The sequence below is a fragment of the Wolbachia endosymbiont of Folsomia candida genome (genome assembly GCF_001931755.2).
Lineage (GTDB): Bacteria > Pseudomonadota > Alphaproteobacteria > Rickettsiales > Anaplasmataceae > Wolbachia.
The window spans coordinates 218401-240161 of sequence record NZ_CP015510.2; the positions used below are offsets into that span (position 1 = coordinate 218401).

Sequence of the window (21761 nt, forward strand, 5' to 3'; positions counted from 1 at the left end):
ACATGCAATATGAATAAAGATGAACGTAACAATTCAGAAAACGAATCTGAGATAGAGAGCAAAGTAGTAACAGTTGGCTCTAATCAAGGTCACAGAGCATTAATGATTGTTGCCTTAGCGGTTCTAATCGGGGGAGTATATTATTTTTATTTGAGACCACCCAGTACAGAGTCTCCTGAAATCATTACAAAAGAAGAGATAAAGCAAAATTTTCAAGAATTGAAAGAAAATCTAGAACAAGTTCCAGATAATATAATAGTTCCTGAAAGGATAATAACTAATCCATTACCACCTTTACCTCCTCTTCCAACGCCACCAATCATACCAGCAGTCAAGAAAAAAGAAGAAATAGTAATAAAGGCAGAAGAGAAACCAAAAGAAACTCCAATGTCAAATATACCACTTTTGCCTACACAAAGGAACATTTCTTCTAGTAATATCAACAGTAATTTTCCCACTTCATTTCCTACAATAGGAGGTGGTGGTTATCCTAAAGACAGACGTACTGCGCAAATGCTAGCACTTTCAGGCGGAGGTGACAAAGAGGGTAAAATAGATGACATTACTTTGTCTAACACTTCAGCACAGTCCAGCAAAGCTACTAAAGTAGGCAAGCTTGGTTTCATGATTACTCAAGGCAAAATTATTGACGTTATTCTTGAAACTGCAATAAGCTCTGATCTGCAAGGAATGCTCCGTGCAGTAGTCAGTAGAGATGTTTATGCGGAAACCGGTGACACGATTTTAATACCTAAAGGCTCAAGATTAATAGGTGGCTATACATTTGACTCCAATATTGCAAAAGCTCGTGTGAATATAAATTGGAATAGAGTTATTCTTCCACATGGAATAGACATTGCTATTTCATCACCTGGCACAGATGAACTCGGTAGAGCAGGGATCGGTGGAATAGTTGACAATAAAATAGCAAGTTCCTTGTTTTCTTCAATATTACTTGCAGGCGTTTCAATTGGCTCAGCCGTTATAGGACAAAAAGCTTCTAATCTTGTTGATTCATTGACTATTATGGATGCAGCAAGATCTATTGTTGGAACTGAAATAGACGTTTATTCTTTCAGAGATTCCATTATAAAGGGTCTAGATAAAGATACAGATCGAGAGATAAAAGAGAAAGTTCAAGATGCGACAAAAGAAAAGTGGAAACTAGATGCCAAAGCGATTGAAAAAATTAACAATGCTAAAACGCAGCAGGATTTATTGAGCATAATGAAGAAAGAAATAGCAAGCTTACTGGGCATCAGAGACGATCAGGTTGGTATAGATCTGGATGATATAAATGCGTTATTAAAACAAATTCAGAGAAAAAGCAAATCTGTTTATGATACTGCAATTGAAAAATCGATTAATGATTTTTCTAAAGATATGCGAGATATAGTTGATAGGAGTATAGATAAAAAGCCAACAATTTATGTTCATCAAGGTACTTCACTCAAAGTGTTTGTTAACCAAGATATAGTATTCCCTCCACAAGCAATATTACATCGATAAAATGAATTATGCTGCACTTGATACGTATTTAGAGCCATTACAAGGCATATTTCAAGAAGAAGGCGTAAATGAGATATCAATAAACAAGCCAAAGGAAGTATGGATTGAAAATCGTGGAGAGACAAGATGCGAACACTTAGAGGCATTTGATCTTGATCATTTAAAATCTCTAAGCAGATTGATTGCACAAGCAACAGAACAAAAACTGAGTGAAGAAGCACCTCTACTTTCAGCTACATTACCAAATGGTTATCGTATACAAATAGTATTTCCGCCAGCATGTGAGCCTGATAAAGTAGTAATGTCAATTCGTAAGCCATCTGGCATGCAATTGGCTCTTGACGATTATGAAAAAATGGGGGCTTTTTCTCAAACTGTTACAGAAGTTACTGATGATCCTGTGGATCATCATCTGAACTCACTACTCAAACAAAAGAAAATAAAAGAGTTCTTAGAATGCGCTGTAATAAATAAGAAAAATATCATAATTAGTGGTGGAACTTCAACTGGTAAAACCACTTTTACTAATGCTACTTTACGCGTTATTCCACATGATGAAAGAATTATCACTGTTGAAGATGCAAGAGAAATTGTTTTAAGTGACCATCCTAATAAAGTTCACTTGATTGCTTCCAAAGGAGGTCAAGGCAGAGCAAAAGTAACAACTCAAGACTTAATAGAAGCGTGCCTCCGTTTAAGACCAGATAGAATAATAGTTGGAGAACTTCGTGGAGCGGAAGCGTTTAGTTTTCTTAGGGCAATAAATACAGGTCATCCTGGGTCAATATCAACTCTTCATGCAGATAGTCCAGCAATGGCTCTTGAACAAATAAAATTGATGGTTATGCAGGCAAATCTTGGCATTCCTCCAGATCAAATCATACCATATATTAGAAATGTGATTGATATTGTTATTCAGCTAAAAAGAAGCAGCGGAGGGAAAAGAAATATTTCTGAAATATTATTTACTAGATCTTTGAACGAAAATGCTTAAATTTATACATGGTAAGAAAAAGTAATTTATGAGTCACGGAAATCATTTACGCAATATTCTAATAGGGGGTGTTGTAGCTTTTACCGTACTGGAGTTTTGCTTCTTTTTATCAGGTATATTGTTTTTTCTAATGGTCGATGGTCCAGATGCTGTGGATTTTAAGGCAATCAACCCTAGTTTAACGCCTTTTCCTCAGGCTCTTTGGCCAACAATTTTTGAGTATATACAGCATTGTTGGCACCATCCGGAGCTGTATATTCTTGAACTCAAAATCAAATTAATTACATCCTCTGCTATTCCTATCTCTATTTTAATAATTATTCTATGGAATTTAAAAGACAGGGTAGTTGAATGGAGGCCATTTCAGAAGAAAGAATCACTTCATGGGGATTCACAGTGGGCGTCAGAAAAAGATATACGAAAGGCAGGACTTAGAAGCAAAAGGGGTTTGATGCTTGGTAAAGATAAAAGGGGCTACTTTATTGCAGATGGATTTCAGCATGCCTTACTATTTGCACCTACAGGTTCTGGTAAAGGTGTCGGTTTTGTAATTCCTAATTTGTTATTTTGGAATGATTCAGTCATTGTGCACGATATAAAATTAGAAAACTACGAGTTAACAAGTGGCTGGCGAAAGCAGCAAAAGCAGGACGTATTTGTGTGGAATCCAGCACAGCCAGATGGAATAAGCCATTGCTATAATCCATTGGACTGGATTAGTGCAAAACCTGGACAAATGGTTGATGATGTGCAAAAAATAGCCAACCTAATCATGCCTGAGCAAGACTTTTGGCAAAATGAAGCGAGAAGCTTATTTGTTGGAGTAGTGTTATATTTAGTTGCTGCACCAGACAAAATTAAATCTTTTGGTGAAGTAGTGCGCACAATGCGTAGTGATGATGTGGTTTACAATCTTGCTGTTGTCTTGGACACAATGGGCAAAATAATACACCCTGTATCGTATATGAACATCGCAGCTTTTTTGCAAAAAGCTGATAAAGAAAGATCAGGTGTTGTATCAACTATGAACTCATCACTTGAATTGTGGGCAAACCCATTGATTGACACTGCAACTGCAACAAGCGACTTTAATATATTAAATTTTAAAAAGAAAAAAATCACAGTTTATGTTGGCTTAACTCCTGATAACTTGACCAGGCTCAGACCTTTAATGCAGGTTTTTTACCAACAAGCAACTGAATTTTTATGTAGAAAAATACCAGAAAGTGACGAGCCATACGGTGTGCTCTTTTTGATGGATGAGTTTCCTACACTTGGAAAAATGGAACAATTTCAGACAGGTATTGCGTATTTTCGTGGTTATAGAGTGAGATTATTCATAATTGTTCAAGATACTGAGCAGCTTAAAGGAATATATGAAGAAGCAGGAATGAACTCCTTTTTATCAAACTCAACATATAGAATAACTTTTGCAGCAAATAACATTGAAACTGCAAACTTAATATCGCAATTAATAGGAAACAAAACCGTAACACAAGAGTCACTCAATAAACCTAAATTTTTGGATTTGAATCCCGCGTCAAGGTCATTACATATTTCTGAGGTACAAAGAGCATTGCTATTACCTCAGGAAATTATCATGTTGCCGCGTGATGATCAGATAATTTTAATAGAATCGACTTTTCCAATTAAATCAAAGAAAATTTTGTACTATAACGACAGCACCTTCACAAGAAGGCTAATGAAACAAACCTTTGTGCCTACACAAGAGCCATATGATCCTAATAATGCTCTTGCTGCGGCTGCTAGTACAGATAAGGTTGATAATGAGGACAATAAAGCTATTGAAGGACCTACCTCTCCTGATTATCCTGCTGAAGCTGAAACCCGAGAAGATGCAGCATATGATGAACCAGAAGAAGAAGTTTTTGAAGATGAAGAAGATGAGGATATTGATGATGAATTAGAAGATGAAGAAGAAGAACATGATGATGACGATGAAGAAGATATTGATGACAGATTTGAAGACGCAGAAAGCAACGATGATGGCTTTGAAGAAGAAGAAAATGATGATGGATTCGACGATGATGAAGATATTGATAATAAATTTGAAGATGAAGAAAGCGACGATGATACATTCGATGATGACGATGACGAAGATGCTGATAACAGATTTGAAGGCGAAGAAAGTGACGATGATTGGCTTGAAGAAGAAGAAAGTGATGATGGATTCGACGATGAGGATGAAGATATTGACAATAAATCAAAAAAAGATGACAGCTAATTGTACTTTAATAAGGCAATTCATGGCTTGATGTAGTCTATATTAGTTGATAAAACTTAAACTAACTGATAAATTCTGAGTACAGCTATCTTGAAACAAAATGTTTTTATTAAGGCCTACAAGTTTCACTTCTTTTGCTAAAAAAGCATTGCCTTGGCTTGGTGCTATTTGTTTTTTATGTTTTTTACTTGGAATATTTTTAGCCTTATTCTTTTCTCCTGAAGATTACAAACAAGGAGAAATTGTACGAATCATGTACCTCCACGTACCTTCTGCATGGCTTTCTCTTGGAATATATGGACTAATCGCATCACTAAGCTTCATTTCACTAGTGTGGAATAACAGTATTGCTAGCGTTTTAGCTCGCGCTGCTGCCCCTTCAGGAACAATTTTTGCAGCAATATGCTTAATCACGGGGAGTATATGGGGAAAAGGAACATGGGGCACTTGGTGGGTATGGGATGCAAGGCTCACATCAATGTTAGTTTTATTCTTTCTGTATGTTGGATATCTTTCATTATGGAGTGCTTTTGATAATGAATCAAGGGCAGAAAAATCAGCAGCAGTGTTTGCCATTTTTAGCGCTATAAACATTCCCATAGTAAAATTTTCAGTGAATTTATGGTCTACCCTACATCAACCAGCAAGTATTATGAGAAAAGGTGGCATTGCTATTGAAGGTTCGTTATTGCTTCCACTAATCGTTATGTTTATGTTTTGTACCACATTTTTTTTAATAGTGTGGCTACTCTATTCACTTCATTTAATTAATTCATATAAAATAAAAAGAGAAATTAGTATGCGATATTAGTATACCATATCCTCTACCCTGAAAATGCTGCATTCGTTTAAGTTGGAAATAATTCTCAAATGATTTTTGCAATACAATCAACACGTAATCCAAATAGCGTAACTACTTAAATCTACTAAAAAATATACTTTCACAATCTATTAAATTTAAACGCGATATTAAAATTCATTGCAAATTAAACTATTAGTATATATAATACTAATATATTAGTTAAATAATTAGACATATTATGACAAAAGAACTTATAGATATTATTCAAAGCAACGCACTTACAGAGGAAAGAAAAGTTGAGCTAATACAAGCTATTTTGTGTGAAAATCCTGATCTTGTTAATGCAAAAAATGAATATGGTGAGACACCACTTTATATTGCCTCTCAAGAAGGTTATTTAGAAGTTGTTAAAGCGCTTTTAGCTATAGAAGGAATTGATGTTAATGCTGCAAACAATCGTGGCTGGACACCACTTTTTACTGCCTCCGAAGAAGGTCTCTTGGAAGTTGTTAAAGAGCTTCTTAAACATAATCCTGATGTTAATTCTCGAACAAAATCTGGTCATACTCCTCTTATTATTGCTGCTAATAGAGGTTACATAGAAGTCATTAAAGAGCTTGATGCAAATGGTGCTGACATTAATGCTGTAGATAAAGATGGTTGGACAGCGCTTCGTTATGTTGTTCAGCTTGGTAGCAATTTAGAAGCTGTGAAAGTGCTTTTAGGTTGTAAAGATATTAATGTTAATATTGCAGATCAAGATTGCAAGACACCTCTACTCATTGCTGTCCAAATTGGTAAAACAGAAGATGCTCAACTTATCATTGAGCATATGTTGATACAAAATTTTAATGAAACGAAACCTGATTTTCTCAATCCAATACTGTTACATCATTGGACCAAATGCCATGACGAGATTAAAGAAATGCAGAAGCACAAGGTTGGCATTTCGCTCTTCGATATCCTAGTAGCAGATGAAAATAAATTGGCATCACATATGAACAACAAAGATGTTGTAGAAGTATTAAGCACAAGTGATTATAAAAAGAAATTTCCTATATGTGCTAGTAGAATAGAACGTCAAGTCCAAAAAGGAATGGAATGTAAAAAAATGCAAAAGCATAAGTTTGGCAATAGCACAATTTCGCTCTTTGATATCCTAATAGGAAATGAAAATAAATTGGCATCACACATGAACAACAAAGATGTTGTAGAAGTATTAAGCACAAGTGATTATAAAGAGGAATTTCCTATATTTGCTAGTAGAATAGAACGTCAATTTCAAAGAGGAATGTGGAGAAAATGTGCTCTAAATCCGGCAAGAAACTATTTCAGTAACGCAGGACATGATTCTACCATACCTGTTGTGCAGGAGAAGTTTAACTGGTATATATTTGATGCAATATTTAAACATGCAGATAATGCACTATTGAAAGCAATACTTTCACATCGTGATGAATTGACAAGTGTAGGAGGAACGCGAAATTTAGCAGCTCCTGCGCAACCTGTGGAAGACGATAATACTGTAAATAGCCGTTTTAGTGATATAAGAGTGACAGAGTGTGGTGAGAGTGTTACTCAACAAAACAAGACCTAAAGTTTTGTGCGATATCATCAAGTATAGCCAAATGTGCATTTTTCCAGGTTCTATATCCGATCCAATTGGATCTAGAACCACCACTTTTGCAATGCAATCAACGCATAATCCAAATAGTGTAACTACTTAAGTCTACTCAAAAATATATTTTCACAATCTATTAAATAGAAATATGATATTAAAGATTATGGAAAATTAATCGATCATCACATATAATTTTGATAGATTAATCAAATGGCGAGGAACATTATGATAAAATATTTTCAAGAGCTTATAGATATTATTATAAACGATCAACTTACAGAAAAAGTTGAACAATTCAGATCTATCTTAAAAAAAGATCCTGATATTATTCATGCTAGGATCAGTAATAATGTATTAAGGTCAGTAATGCCTTGGTATAGCGAATACACAAAAAACATAACTTTACTTCATGTTGCTGCTAGGTGGAATTGCGTAGAAATTGCCAGATTTTTGATGGAGGAAGGTGCTGATGTTAATGCCACAAGTGTTGATCAGTTTCAAAACACGCCGCTTCATGAAGCTGCTTTCTGTGGTAGCAAAGAAGTTGCTGAGTTACTTTTAAAACATGGTGCAAATATTGAAAGCAAAGATCATTATGGCAACACGCCACTTCATGATGCTTCTCATCGTGGATATGACGCAATTGTAAAGCTGCTGCTAGCAATAGGAGCTAATCCTAATGCTGTAGACGATTATAGAAGAACACCACTTCATATTGCCTCTAAAGAAGGCCACTTGAAAGTTGTTGAAGCGCTTCTAAGTAAGAACTCTGATGTTAATGCTGTAAATAATTATGGTTGGATATCACTTCTTCATGCCATTGTTGCAGGGCATAAGGAAGTGGCAGCGTTACTTATCAAATACACATTAGTACATAATCACAAAGCAGATAAACCTGATTATCTAACGGAAAAATACTCAACTTATTGGGATAAATGCATAACTGAAATTAACAAAATGAAAGAATATACTCTTGGTAACATGAGCAAGAAAAAGGTATCACTTTATGATTTTTTTGCTGCAAATGATTCGAATCAGTTAGCATTATACATGAGTAATGAAGATATTGTAGCAATATTGAATACTAGTGATTATAAAGAGAAATTTCTTGGATATGCTAGTAAAATAGAAGAGCAATATAAAGAAGGAATGGAGAGAAACTGTGTTCTAAATTCAGCAAAAAACTATTACAGTATAAAACGTCTTTCTTCCACTATAGCTGTTGTAAGGGAGAAGTTTGATGAGTATATATTTCAGGAAATATTTAAATATGCAGATAATGCACTATTGAAAGAAATACTTCCACATCGAGATGAATTGGCAAGTGTAAAAGGAGCACAAAATTCATCAGATCCTCAACTATCTGTGGAAGAGGATAAGACTGTAAATAGCTATCTTAGCAATGTAAGAGTGAAAAAACATAATAAGTGCGTTATTCTGTAGCAAAACAAGACTTAAAATTTTGTGCGATATCATCGAGTATAGCTAAGTATGCATTTTTTCCAGGTTCTATATCTGACCCAATTGGATCTAGAACTACCATTTTTGCATCATTAGAGAGAACTTTAGGTTTTACATTGTCTTCCCATGAGTGAGAAAATATGCATTTAACGTTCTCTTTTCTCATTATTTTTTTTAACTTCATTAAGCTTTTCATACCTATATATGAATCCTCTTCCAAAGAAAGAATAGCGCTTGGGCTGTTTAAACCGAAATATTTCTCAAAATATTGGTAAGCATCGTGAGTTACTATGTATTTTTGATTTTTAAAATCATTTAATTCTTTCCTAATTTTTTCTACTACTTCATCTATTTTTTTTATCGCTTTCATCGCATTTTGACTGTACCTGTAGGAGTTTTCTTTATCTAAATTAGACAATGTTGCATTTATAGAAAGTATCATGCTCTTTGCATTTTCAGGACTCAGCCAAATGTGTAAGTCTTTTTCATCTTGAATGTTCGTCATTTTTCTAGAAAATGAATGTGGCCTGACAGGAAGTAGGTTCACTGCATCTGAAAATTGCACTAATTCCTTATTATTTTTAGCAAAAGTTTTAATGAACGTCTCTAAATTATCGTCAACGTAAAATATAACATCACTTGATTCTAAATTACTAGCATCCGATGGCTTTAATATATAATTGTGTGCAGACGTTGCATAGCCAAGCAATTCGGGTTCTAAAATCCCTTCTGTCACAGAAGCCACAAGTGAGTGGATAGGTTTGATTGTAGCTACAACTTTTAAATTGGATGAAAAAGCAGTATTATAGTATAGTGTAAACAGAAGTAATAGAGAGAAAGTTAATAAATGTCTCATGAAAACGTTGAGAAAAAATTAAATTTTGTCAAAAAATTAAATAATGTCAATGATAATATCCTAGAAATAGAGAATCTTGCTCTTGCATATGATAACAAAACAGTCCTTGATGATATTAATATATCAATAAAAAGAGGGGACGTAGTTACAATACTTGGTCCAAACGGCGGAGGTAAAACCTCCTTAGTGAAAGCGGTTGCTGGCATAAATAAAAATTATACTGGAAATATTGTGCTGGCTGAGAATACAAAAATTAGCTACATGCCACAAAATTTTAGTATCAGTAATTTGATGCCAATAACAGTTGAATATTTCCTTTTAAACAGCTTCTCAAAAAAACTAAAGAAAAATCAATCCATTATCTCAGAGGCAATAGAACTAGTTGGTATTGGTAACATTTTGAAAAATCAAGTGTTAGAAATTTCTGCAGGGCAAACACAATTATTACTACTTGCACGTTGCTTAATTACAGAACCTAACTTGATTATTTTGGATGAACCAGTCAGTGCAATGGATATTAATGCGCGGGCTAAATTTTATGATATTATAAACAAAATAGCAAAAAAACGACTAGTATCAATTCTTATGACGTCTCATGATCTTAACTCCGTTGTCCCATGCTCGGATTACATAATTTGTATAAATAATACTATCTATTGCCAAGGTAAGCCTGGTGAGATTATGAAGAACAAAACACTCAACGACATATTTAGTAGTTACAGAGCAAAATGATTCAAAATATTTTGCGCCTTTTGCATATAACTGCAGTGTTGATACGTTACAACATATTGCCTTACTTACTTCCACCATCAAAGAAATCAATAAATAAAATACAAGGCAAGAAACTAAAGCGTGCTCTTGAAAAATTAGGCCCCGTGTTTATTAAATTTGGGCAGTCTATTTCATCACGTTCTGATATTTTAAACGAGGATATAACAAATAACTTATTATTAATATGTGATAGGTTGCCATCATTTTCATACAAGGTAGCTGTTAAAACTATAGAAAGCGAGTTTAATTGTAAATTAAGTGACATTTTTTCAAGTTTTTCTAAAGAACCGATTGCAGCAGCATCGATTTCCCAGGTTCACAAAGCAATTACAATTGAAGGGAAAGAAGTAGCTGTAAAAATTTTAAGACCAAATATTGAGAAAATATTCTCAAGGGACATAAAAATGCTCTTTTGGCTTGCAGAAATTGCAGAAAAGCAATCAAAAAGGTTAAAGCCGGTTGAATTAGTCAAAACTTTTGCTGAAATTTGCCGATTGGAGTTAGATCTACGTTTTGAAGCTGCTCACTCTTCGGAGCTGAAGGAAAATACAAAAAATGATAGAAGCTTTTACGTACCCGCAGTAGATTGGAACAGAACTTCGAAAAAGGTTTTAACACTAGAGTGGATGGAAGCAACCCCAATATATGAAGTTGAAAAACTCAATAATCATAAGCAAATAGCTACCAATCTTATAGAGTCGTTCTGTAATCAAGTATACAGAGATTGTTTTTTTCACGCTGATATGCATCCAGGAAACTTAATGATCGATAGTAATAACAATATTATTGCTTTAGATTGCGGAATTATGGGCCGAATAGATCGTGAAACATGTTATTATGTTATAGAGATACTGAGAGGCTTTTTAAATCGTGATTATGACCATGTTGCAAAAATGCACTTTAAAGCTGGCTACGTTTCACCACAATACAAAAATTTTGTAACAGCCTGTAGAGCAATAGGTGAACCTATTATCGGGCATCCTATACAGAAAATTTCGTTTGCGAGTTTACTTGCTCAATTATTAAAAATCACTGGTGATTTTGACATGCAAGTTCAAACACAATTGTTATTGCTACAGAAAACTATGATTTTACTAGAGGGAACATGCAGAAAAATTTATCCAGAAATCAATATGTGGAAAATAGTTGAAACTTGGATGAAAAATCAACATGAAAATAAAATAGGATATAAGGAAAAAATAAAAAGCTCTTATCCTATAAAAACAATTCAGGGATTATTTAGTCTTGTAGAAAAATTAAACCTGATAGCTGATCATAAACTAGAAAACATTCAAGTAAAAAATAGACCAAATGGAAAAATCTATTTTTTACTGTGGTCTATAATCGTAATTTTAATTATTAAATTCTTGTATAGCTAAAATAGGTAAGATCTACCATTTTTCTGTCATCCTATGACTTGATCCACAACCGTGTAAAGGTCAACTAATTCATTGACAAATTTTGCAAAAAGCTCAAAGGAGTAATACCTCCAAGAGCTTGATGCGGCCTGTGTTCATTGTAATAAATTAAATATCTAAACAATTCATCCTTAAATTCTTGAACGGTCTCAAACGTTGTTCCCTCAATCAAATCATCATTTAAAGTCCGCCAAAAGCGCTCTACTTTGCCATTTGTTTGTGGTCTATATGGCCTTGTATATAAATGCTTTAAGCCAATTTCAACTAACATTCTTTCAAATGGATGTCCATCCAAATTACTTCTTGATGCAAACTCTGGTCCATTGTCTGTCATTACTTCTTTGAACTGAATACTGTAACTTTGCTTTATATAATTAAAACATCTGAGCACTGCAAACATTACATTCAGACTCTGAATATTTTCTAAAACTTCTGCCCATGCTATACGGCTTGCATCGTCTATTACACACACTAAATAGTATCTTTTGCTCTCATTTATTATCATATCTTTACTCAAATAATGACAGTCTATATGTGCCAATTCTCCAGCTTTTTCCCTGATTATCTTTCTCTTCACCTCTTTTTCTTTTGTGCTCAACTTATTCATGCCGGCTCTCTTAATAATATTATATATACCAGATGGAGAAGGTGTTTTGTTGCCCAACTTTTTTGCTAGTATAGCACAAATTTCATATTTATTTATCCCTTTTTTCCGCTCCTCTATAACTGCTTTTTCTATTTCAATATCTGTTCTTCTACTTTCCCATCTTGGACCTCTTTTTCTTGGTAAAAACTCTTTTTCTAATCCGCTATTTCTATACCTATTATAATATTTACAGAATGTTTGTCTGTTGATTCCATTAGCGTGATAAAAATCGCCTACAAATCTATAAAATGGATGCTTTTTTGCCTTTGTTTGCTCATATTCTTTGATCAAAAATCTCCATTTACTTTGGTAATTTCTCTCTAAAGTTTTATCTTCTGTGTTTCTTCTCATACCTAACTCCCTCAAAAATGTTTCTTTTATCTTAACATTTTTGTCATCGAATTAGTTGACCTTTACACGGATGACAGGAGGAAGAGACTGGAATGACAGGAGTATAGAAGCTGAAATGACACCATTTTTTACCTTTGCATTCAAAGTTGCAGCGTTCGTACCGCTATGGACCAAGTCATAGGATGACAGAAAAACCTGGCCTATTTTGGTTATAATAAAATATCCATAAAAACTTAACGTTTGTGTCTTATAGTCTTTCAATAATAAATGATTAAGTTATGAGCACCAGAGCAAAATATGAATTCACATTGAATCAATTACTATACAAAATGCATTTCTTTATAAAAACATATAGAGAAAATGAGCGTAAAAATAACATTAGTGAAGAACTTGAAAGTGAATTTTATAGAGTTAATGAAATGTGGCATGTAGATGTAGCAAAAGCTATTGAGGCAAGAAGATCCAGCAGCAAGAAAGAAGTTAAGGAATCCACAATGGTTTCACTGCTTCAAGATGTAATAGCAAATATGGATGAGTTTATTCAGAAATACGGAGTAGCATCAGAGAGCAAGGAGTTAGCAAAAACCAAAAGAGCTGATCATCCTGAGGATTTTGTTTTGCTTGATGAATATCATAGCTATGAACAGGATTATTACTTAATTTGACTTCACCTTTAGCTGGAAAATTGCAACATGTTACCGCTAAAGTGGCAATAAGCCCCCTATTGTTTGCTAGTTCAGAATTAGACCTTTTGCATAACCTATTTTCTGATAGTAATTTTTGCGTTAAAATTTGCCTACGCTCCTCAAATACATCAAGTATTCTGCGGTGCTCACCTTCATCTCTCCTAAAAATCCCTTACCATAAATTGGTTATGCAAAAGGTCTATTGTGTTTCAAGCATATATTGGAATATCTGATTAGCTATAAGAAAATCTTGGCGTGGGGTCTTGCCGTTCTCTATAAATACAGAAACTGCATAACGTGGATTGTGGTAAGGACCATAAGCAATAAATACTTTATGACTTTTACCATGAGAGTTTGTCTCTGGTGTGCCAGTTTTGCCGGCAATTTGAACTTTAGTAAAAAAGCTAAACCTCTTTTTATGTGCTGATGCAGTGCCAATTCTGGAATTAACTACATCAAACATAGCTTTTTGAACTATATTAAGGTGCTTTGGGTCTATATCAATATCAGGAAAGTTTTGTATTGTTTTACCAATCTCAATGTGTGGGATCACCTCTTTTCCTGTTGCAAGCCTAGCCGAAAGCACTGCAAGCTGTAATGGTGTTGTAAGTATATATCCTTGTCCTATAGCTAAATTTATAGTGTCGCCTAATTGCCACTCTGAATACAGCTTTCGTGCGCGCCAATCTCTGCTTGGTAACAACCCTGATGCTTCCTCTTTAAATGTTTTAATTAATGGTCCACTTCCAATACCAAATTTGCTGGCCACTTCTACAATCGAATCTACACTGATTTCTTTTCCTATGTTATAAAAATAAGTGTTACATGATGAAGCTATTGCTTCATTTAAAGATACGTATCCATGACCTTCACTTTTCAAGCAGCGAAATTTTCGCTCGCCTATTTTCATATGTCCGCGACATAAAAATTCTCTTTCTGGTGTTATTATTCCATCTTTTAAAGCTGCAAGCGCAACAATAACCTTAAATACTGAACCAGGCGGAATTTGATATGATAATGCGCGATTCACAAGTGGCAAAGAGGAGGTATTTAAGCTTTCCCAAGTCTCATTTGATAATCTGCTAGCAAAAAGATTGTTATCGTAAGAAGGTGAATTATATAATGCTAAAATTTCTCCATTATTCACATCGATTACAGTTACAGAGCCTTTGTGGTCTCTAAATACCTCAGCTATTTTTTTCTGTAAATTAATATCAATTGTTAGCTGTACATCTTGTCCGTCTTGCTGCGCTATATTTGATAATTCTCTTATGACTCGTTTTTTAGAGTTTATTTCCTGCTCGGATTTTCCTGGCTCACCTTTTAATGCATCATCATGTGTATATTCAATTCCGCTGATTCCTATTTCGTTTGTACCTTGTTGTTTTTTTGTATACCCAAGTACATGAGAGCATATTGAACCAAATGGGTAGTAGCGTTTATAAAGAGCAGTTATTTTTGTTTTTGGAGATTTTGCTATATCAGATTCAATTTCTGATAACGTTTCTGAGTCAACTTCTCTGCTTGAAGCTTTCTCTCCACCGAATAAAACAACATATGAAATTTTGTTTACCGCAAGTTCGATGCCATTCCTGTCTATTATTCTGCCTCGCTCAGGCATAATGTTAGTAATCCGTACTCTATTTTTATTAGAAAGAGCTTCATATTTTAGTTTGTTACTGATTTGTAAATTATATAACTTATAGCTAAAAATAGCGGAAATAGTTAGCTGAAGGCCACCTAATATAAGCGCTCTGCGGTTAAAGGTTTTGTTTTTTCTGCGCATAACATTTCTTTAGGATACTACTCTCTATTCAGCATACTTTTGGCTTTTACTGCATCACAAACCATCTTCTCCCACTCGCTTAAAGTCACAAGCTTGTAACCTGATTTTTTTAGCATTCTAATAATGTTAGGTAAAGCTTGAGCAGTGTTTGATCGACTATCATGGTCATGAAATAACATGATAGCTCCGTTATGTACATTACTTGCAACTCTTTCAACTAGGATTTCCGGCTTATCGCCTTGCCAATCTAGCGAATCAACTGTCCATAATATGGAATACATATTCAGTTGATTGGTATTTTCAATTAAATTATCATCGTGGCATCCATATGGCGGACGAAACCATTTTACATCTTTTTTTGTTATATTTTTAATTGCTATATTTGTTTTTTCCAACTCTTGCATCTGTTCTTCGCTGGGTAATAACGTTAATTTTCTATGCGACCAAGAATGATTACCTATTTCATGACCTGCTTTATGGATTTCCTTTACTATTTCAGACGTTTTTTCATTTATACGTTCACCAAGCACAAAAAATGTTGCTTTTGATTTATGTTTTTTGAGAACATTAAGAATATCATTCACTCTTCTGCTAGAAGGCCCATCATCAAATGTGAGTGCAACAAACTTATCGCCTTTATTGAGCAGTTTTTTTATATTGTTTAAATTCTTATGTGATAAATCCAGACTGCAGCTAAGGCCATTGTAAGGTAGATTAAAATTGCAATCTCCAGAAAAAGCTGCACTTGAATATAATAAGAAAAAAATGATTATCCTTACAAACATTTTGTAATCAGCAAAGCAATACCATACTATGCATCTTTTTGCTAGTGTGCACAACTATACGAATGTTTAGTTTAGTGATAAGATGTATATAACATATCAGTTATTAATGTTCAAACATTTATATTTGTTATCCAAGTTGTCCTTTATGCTCACTTGCAAGCAAGTTCGCTGGATCCCAGTGTCACGCACTGGGATTGTAAAGGTCAACTAATTCGATGACAAAAATGTTAAGATAAAAGAAACATTTTTGAGGGAGTTAGGTATGAGAAGAAACACAGAAGATAAAACTTTAGAGAGAAATTACCAAAGTAAATGGAGATTTTTGATCAAAGAATATGAGCAAACAAAGGCAAAAAAGCATCCATTTTATAGATTTGTAGGCGATTTTTATCACGCTAATGGAATCAACAGACAAACATTCTGTAAATATTATAATAGGTATAGAAATAGCGGATTAGAAAAAGAGTTTTTACCAAGAAAAAGAGGTCCAAGATGGGAAAGTAGAAGAACAGATATTGAAATAGAAAAAGCAGTTATAGAGGAGCGGAAAAAAGGGATAAATAAATATGAAATTTGTGCTATACTAGCAAAAAAGTTGGGCAACAAAACACCTTCTCCATCTGGTATATATAATATTATTAAGAGAGCCGGCATGAATAAGTTGAGCACAAAAGAAAAAGAGGTGAAGAGAAAGATAATCAGGGAAAAAGCTGGAGAATTGGCACATATAGACTGTCATTATTTGAGTAAAGATATGATAATAAATGAGAGCAAAAGATACTATTTAGTGTGTGTAATAGACGATGCAAGCCGTATAGCATGGGCAGAAGTTTTAGAAAATATTCAGAGTCTGAATGTAATGTTTGCAGTGCTCAGATGTTTTAATTATATAAAGCAAAGTTACAGTATTCAGTTCAAAGAAGTAATGACAGACAATGGACCAGAGTTTGCATCAAGAAGTAATTTGGATGGACATCCATTTGAAAGAATGTTAGTTGAAATTGGCTTAAAGCATTTATATACAAGGCCATATAGACCACAAACAAATGGCAAAGTAGAGCGCTTTTGGCGGACTTTAAATGATGATTTGATTGAGGGAACAACGTTTGAGACCGTTCAAGAATTTAAGGATGAATTGTTTAGATATTTAATTTATTACAATGAACACAGGCCGCATCAAGCTCTTGGAGGTATTACTCCTTTGAGCTTTTTGCAAAATTTGTCAATGAATTAGTTGACCTTTACAGGGATGACAGGAAAAAAAGCACTGGGATGACAAAAGGTGGGCCACTCGGATGACAGGGAAAAAAGCACTTGAATGACAGAGCGCGGCAAAATATGTCCTATAAGCGTAGATTATCATCTCGCTGATAATATTTATGAAATATGCACGCTATATGGAAATGATATTTTTTTAGTTGCAGATGAAAACACAGCAAAACTTTTAAATAAAAACGTACTTAACAAAATTTCCCACTTAATTGTTCCATGTCACTCCCTTCCACCTGTCATTCCAGATGCTCCTCAAATTTTGTCATCCCAGTGCGTGACACTGGGATCTAGGTATAAACATACTTGCAAATTATACAATGGGCAGCGGATCCTAGGAACATATATCAAAAACAATGTCCATGATGAAAATAAGATGGATCCCAGTGTTCGCTACTCGGATAACAGGAAAAAAAGCGCTGGAATGACAATAGACAGTGGTGTTACTCCTTCTCTTGAAATTGTGGATTTAGTTAGAAGCAAAGCAAAAGATAGTGATTTAATAGTTGCATTTGGCAGTGGCACTATTAACGATATTTGCAAATATGCAAGTTATCTCGAAGGAAAGGATTACATATCATTCCCAACAGCTGCTTCTATGAATGGATATACCTCTGCAAATGCTTCAATATTAGTGAATGGACATAAAAAGTCATTTGAAGCGCACCTTCCAAAAGCGATATATATTGATATTGATATACTCACTAATGCACCACTACGCCTTACACTAAGCGGATTTGCAGATTTTATCTGTCGTTCAACAGTCCAGGCTGACTGGTTGTTGTCTCATCTGTTATTTGGTACAGAATATAACGAATTACCCTTCTCACTCACAAATGACTTAGAGCAAGTTCTGCTTAGAGACTACATAAAGCTTACTCAAAAAGATAAAGACACAATCTTGTCGTTGATGAAAGCCTTGCTTACTTCAGGATCTGGAATGGTTATAGCAAAGGGCAGCTATCCTGCAAGTCAAGGGGAGCACATGATAGCTCACGCGATGGAGATGATCACTGAAGATTATTCCTCACTTCACGGTGAAAAAATTGCTGTTACAACTTTAACTATGGCTCATTTACAGGAACAAATGCTATCGATACAAAACCCTACTATAAAACCAAGTGGTGTTGATGTAAAGCATATAATGGAGTGCTTTAGTAATATCGAGTTTGCGAAAACTTTAGAGCAGAAACAAACAATGCAGCAGAAAGCCGAAGAAACAATTCGTAAAGAATGGAGACATATCTCTAATGTTATTAAACAAAATTTATTCCCTGCACAGCACCTACAGAAAATATTTGCAGAGTTATCAATTCCACACTTACCAGAGCACCTTGGTTGGAACAAGGAACAATATTGCAAAGTGGTCAACCTTGCGTTCGCTACGAGGGATAGATTTACCTTTCTTGATTTTGCTAACTGCGTAGAATGGAAGTGAAATTTTTTTCCAATGGCGTGGCTGCTGATATAGCTAACACAGGTAAGATTTACTTATTAATAATCGAAAAACCTCGTCATACCGCTGCTTGTTAGCGGGACCTACTACGAGATACCGCGAATAAATCCACAGCTGTACGAACGTCTAATTTAGCGAGAAAGTAAACCAAAAACATCAACCTTTGGTGTCATTTCATTAGCACTCCTCCTGTCATCCGGCTTTGTTGCATAGCTCAAGAAAAAAACTGGCAGTTACTGACTAAATTCATTATAAAACAGGCATTTAACCGACAAAGGAAAAATATGCCAGTCAAAATGAAAGTCAGTAACCAAAACGAATATAACAAATTTTTGCAAGAAAGAGGAAATATTTTTCATTTCATCAATGAAGCAATAGAAAATTGGTATGAAATTGGACCAAAAATACAGGGCGGAAATAGAATTTACAGTGATAAAGTTGTGATTTTAGTGCACATAATAACTTATCTATTTAGGATTGGCCTAAGGCAAACGGTAGGATTTATAAAAGGATACCTCGAACAAATAGGAAGGAATCTATCTGTCATAAGCTATTCACAGGCCTCAAGAAGATTTAAAAAACTTAACATAAAAATTAATGATAATAGAATAGATAAGAATGATATGGAAAATATCGAAGTTGCTATAGACAGCACGGGCATTAGCATTTACAACAATACTCCAAAACACAGCGGAGTAAACAGTAAAGATCGCAAATATCGTCACCATGACCAAACAAGAAAACTTCATCTGATGCTGGATGTAAATAGCAAAAAGGCTATAGATGCAAAGTACACCAATGGAACTTATTCTGATTGTCGTGGGGGGCACGATTTATTGGAAGAAGTCAATAATGTGTCCGTTTTGTACGCAGATGGAGCATACGATACGCGCCACATCTATCAGTTATGTCATAAACTTGGGATAAAAACGAAAATCCCGCCAAAAAAGGACGCCGTACTGCATCAGAATTTGGATTATATGGTCGAGAGAAATACTGCAGTTAGGTTAATAAGATCGTTTGATGGAGATACGAGAATAAAACAATGGAAAAAGGAGGTAGGGTACGGAAAAAGATCCTACATAGAAGCATTCTTTTCGCGATTAAAGCAAATATTTGGGTTTAGTTTTAGGAATAAATCTGAGGTTAATCGTGAGAAGGAACTGCTACTCAAGTGCTATTTGCTGAATAAATTTACCGATATAGGTATGGCTACATTTGAAATGGTTGCATGAATTTTTGTAGCTTGCCTACTGTATAATGTGCTATGCAACAAAGCCTGCGTGACACTGGGATCTAGCAAGCGAAGGTTGCATATAATACGTCGTTGGCATTGAAAATACGGAAATGGATTCTAGCGTCACGCGCTGGAATGACAAAAACGTGTAGTATTTTTGAGCGATGCAACAAAGCCGGATGACAGGAGGAGTGCTAATGAAATGACACCAAAGGTTGATGTTTTTGGTTTACTTTCTCGCTAAATTAGACGTTCGTACAGTTGTGGATTTATTCGCGGTATGACGTCGAGCTTATTTTAATTATAAAAAACATAATTTATTGTCACTTTGTAGTATAAAAACTTGCATTTTCTTAGATTTATGCCTAAAATAGCCTGTATTGATAAATTATTAGGTGAGGCTTATGAATCAAAAATTAAAGCAGTTTTTAATTATTTCAGGATATATTTTACTAGGTGTTTCTGCTTTCGCAGTAATGATTTTATTTGAGTATTTACTTGATTTATTTCTTGATACACTTCATGCATTTTTCCTTGCAAAAACTTCAAGTGAAGTCTTAACTTTTTTTGCATCACTTGCTGTGTTGCTTTCTGTTTGTGTTGCATGCTACCAAATACATAAAATATGTTCCTTTTTTACAGAAAAAATTGCAAGTGGATATCAGTCTTTTAAAAATGAAAATAGTGATGATAATATTTTTTCTGAAGTATATAACGATCCAACAATAGGTATAAAAGATAAGATTTTGTTTTTCTCTATATACTTAATATATTGTATTCAGTTGCCATTTTTATATTGTGCATCGAAGGTATCAGAGCTTAGTAGAATAATGGTATCAGTGGATAGGCTGATAGGTGCTAAAATAGCTCTTGTGTTAATAAACGCTATACTACTAATTCCAGTAGCAATCCTTGAGCTGATAAAATACCCACTAATAAAACTCTTTTCACCTTTGGGCTTGAATGTTAAGCAGCTTAGCTTTTTATTCAATGTGAGTGATGTAGGGACCGATAGTCAGAGTGTGCATACAAGAAGTTTTGAGGAAATTGTTATTAAATGTGCTAAAGAGCTGAAGGAAAAGCATGGCACTCCTTCAAATGAGCTAGATAAAGAATTTAAAGATCACATAAATAGTTTAGATGAGTTTACAAGTGAGCAGAAGCAAAGAATGTTTGGAACTTACTTTAATCCAAATAGTATTTGGAGAAATTGGGTTTCTGAAGGGGTAACTGTCGGAATGACAGTAACACAAGCTGTAAATCTAGTTTTAACTGTAGCTAGGGAACAGAATCTAGATATAGAGCTCTTAAAAGCTATTCTGGTAGTTAGATTTCAAGAAAGTAATGGATTATGTGGAGGGGGAATGTTTAACCGCGTTATCTATTCATTAAGTAGCCTTGAGGCAGAAAATAACTTCGCAGCTCAATTAGGGCCTCAGTTGATAGGGGGGTTAGCTCGTGATGTTACCAGAAGTTTTTTTCAAAAATATGTTGGTAAACACTTTCACAGAATAAAAGTACTAAAAGAAAATTTTGATGATCTCTATTCTCCTGGTTCTGAAGTGAATTTAAGCAACTTAAGTGATGAAGTAAAAAATGATATTTGTTCCATAAGAAAAGATATAAAAGAGTTTGTATTCAGAGAGCTTTATATAAAATTTTATGATGATTACGGGCAGCATATTCAAAGAGGACCTATAAAACAAAGGTTGAGAGAGTTAATAACAGATGAACTTCTAGACTCAACAATATATAATATTATAGATGATGTAGAAATTCCTCAAGAACCTTCTACTTACTTTGAAAGAGTGAAAACGTTTTGTGCAAGTCATGCAAGGTTTTCCGCTGCTTAATTTATAGGTTTTGTG

The 21761-nt window shown here is 34.4% G+C and carries 17 protein-coding genes; 13 read left to right on the forward strand and 4 right to left on the reverse strand.

The window, feature by feature from the left end:
- Positions 1-9 precede the first annotated feature (9 nt).
- From ASM33_RS01065 to ASM33_RS01095, 6 genes are all read left to right on the forward strand, one after another.
- The gene (locus ASM33_RS01065) at positions 10-1509 is read left to right on the forward strand and encodes a TrbI/VirB10 family protein (protein WP_110409419.1); all 1500 of its coding nucleotides are present in this window, start codon (positions 10-12) and stop codon (positions 1507-1509) included.
- A 1-nt stretch (position 1510) separates the two neighbouring features.
- Positions 1511-2503: a P-type DNA transfer ATPase VirB11 gene (virB11, locus tag ASM33_RS01070; protein WP_110409418.1), complete on the forward strand. Its 993-nt coding sequence runs from the start codon at positions 1511-1513 to the stop codon at positions 2501-2503.
- Between the two features lie 28 nt (positions 2504-2531).
- Positions 2532-4748 carry a type IV secretory system conjugative DNA transfer family protein gene (locus tag ASM33_RS01075; RefSeq protein ID WP_110409417.1) on the forward strand — a complete coding sequence of 739 codons (2217 nt, stop codon included), beginning with the start codon at positions 2532-2534 and terminating at the stop codon, positions 4746-4748.
- Positions 4749-4848: 100 nt separating this feature from the next.
- Positions 4849-5559 carry a heme ABC transporter permease CcmC gene (gene ccmC / locus ASM33_RS01080; RefSeq protein ID WP_110409416.1) on the forward strand — a complete coding sequence of 237 codons (711 nt, stop codon included), beginning with the start codon at positions 4849-4851 and terminating at the stop codon, positions 5557-5559.
- Positions 5560-5788: 229 nt separating this feature from the next.
- Positions 5789-7147, forward strand: coding sequence for an ankyrin repeat domain-containing protein (locus tag ASM33_RS01085; protein WP_110409415.1), 1359 nt, complete (start codon positions 5789-5791; stop codon positions 7145-7147).
- A 249-nt stretch (positions 7148-7396) separates the two neighbouring features.
- Positions 7397-8614: an ankyrin repeat domain-containing protein gene (locus tag ASM33_RS01095; protein WP_157956348.1), complete on the forward strand. Its 1218-nt coding sequence runs from the start codon at positions 7397-7399 to the stop codon at positions 8612-8614.
- Here the strand turns inward: ASM33_RS01095 and ASM33_RS01100 are convergent.
- Positions 8604-9488, reverse strand: coding sequence for a zinc ABC transporter substrate-binding protein (locus tag ASM33_RS01100; protein WP_110409413.1), 885 nt, complete (start codon positions 9486-9488; stop codon positions 8604-8606). The genes ASM33_RS01095 and ASM33_RS01100 overlap by 11 nt on opposite strands.
- Here ASM33_RS01100 and ASM33_RS01105 point away from each other — a divergent pair.
- Both ASM33_RS01105 and ubiB read left to right on the forward strand, forming a co-directional pair.
- Complete coding sequence (locus tag ASM33_RS01105; RefSeq protein WP_110409412.1) at positions 9480-10220, forward strand: metal ABC transporter ATP-binding protein; 741 nt, start codon at positions 9480-9482, stop codon at positions 10218-10220. The two genes, ASM33_RS01100 and ASM33_RS01105, sit on opposite strands and share 9 nt — an antisense overlap.
- On the forward strand, positions 10217-11638 hold the full coding sequence (ubiB, locus tag ASM33_RS01110) for a 2-polyprenylphenol 6-hydroxylase (protein WP_110409411.1): 1422 nt from the start codon (positions 10217-10219) through the stop codon (positions 11636-11638). The genes ASM33_RS01105 and ubiB overlap by 4 nt, the downstream gene beginning before the upstream one ends.
- A 64-nt stretch (positions 11639-11702) precedes the next feature.
- Here ubiB and ASM33_RS01115 read toward each other — a convergent pair whose 3' ends face one another.
- Positions 11703-12689: an integrase core domain-containing protein gene (locus ASM33_RS01115; RefSeq protein WP_157956349.1), complete on the reverse strand. Its 987-nt coding sequence runs from the start codon at positions 12687-12689 to the stop codon at positions 11703-11705.
- A gap of 263 nt (positions 12690-12952) precedes the next feature.
- On the opposite strand from ASM33_RS01115, the gene ASM33_RS01120 reads away from it, so the two are divergent.
- Complete coding sequence (locus ASM33_RS01120) at positions 12953-13339, forward strand: hypothetical protein (protein WP_110409410.1); 387 nt, start codon at positions 12953-12955, stop codon at positions 13337-13339.
- Positions 13340-13559: 220 nt separating this feature from the next.
- Here the strand turns inward: ASM33_RS01120 and ASM33_RS01125 are convergent, their stop codons facing one another.
- Both ASM33_RS01125 and ASM33_RS01130 read right to left on the reverse strand, forming a co-directional pair.
- The gene (locus ASM33_RS01125; protein WP_110409409.1) at positions 13560-15146 is read right to left on the reverse strand and encodes a penicillin-binding transpeptidase domain-containing protein; all 1587 of its coding nucleotides are present in this window, start codon (positions 15144-15146) and stop codon (positions 13560-13562) included.
- Between the two features lie 17 nt (positions 15147-15163).
- Positions 15164-15931, reverse strand: a complete 768-nt coding sequence (locus tag ASM33_RS01130; protein ID WP_110409408.1) for a polysaccharide deacetylase family protein — start codon at positions 15929-15931, stop codon at positions 15164-15166.
- 247 nt (positions 15932-16178) lie between these two features.
- Here ASM33_RS01130 and ASM33_RS01135 point away from each other — a divergent pair, with 247 nt between their 5' ends.
- The 4 genes from ASM33_RS01135 to ASM33_RS01160 all read left to right on the forward strand — a co-directional run bounded on the left by ASM33_RS01135 (position 16179) and on the right by ASM33_RS01160 (position 21746).
- Positions 16179-17165: an integrase core domain-containing protein gene (locus tag ASM33_RS01135; protein ID WP_157956349.1), complete on the forward strand. Its 987-nt coding sequence runs from the start codon at positions 16179-16181 to the stop codon at positions 17163-17165.
- Positions 17166-17249: 84 nt separating this feature from the next.
- Positions 17250-18638: an iron-containing alcohol dehydrogenase gene (locus ASM33_RS01150; protein WP_237342928.1), complete on the forward strand. Its 1389-nt coding sequence runs from the start codon at positions 17250-17252 to the stop codon at positions 18636-18638.
- 302 nt (positions 18639-18940) lie between these two features.
- Positions 18941-19891, forward strand: a complete 951-nt coding sequence (locus ASM33_RS01155) for an IS5 family transposase (protein WP_110409406.1) — start codon at positions 18941-18943, stop codon at positions 19889-19891.
- Positions 19892-20297: 406 nt separating this feature from the next.
- Positions 20298-21746 (forward strand): hypothetical protein, encoded by a 1449-nt coding sequence (locus tag ASM33_RS01160; RefSeq protein ID WP_110409405.1) that lies wholly within the window; start codon positions 20298-20300, stop codon positions 21744-21746.
- Positions 21747-21761: the final 15 nt, after the last annotated feature.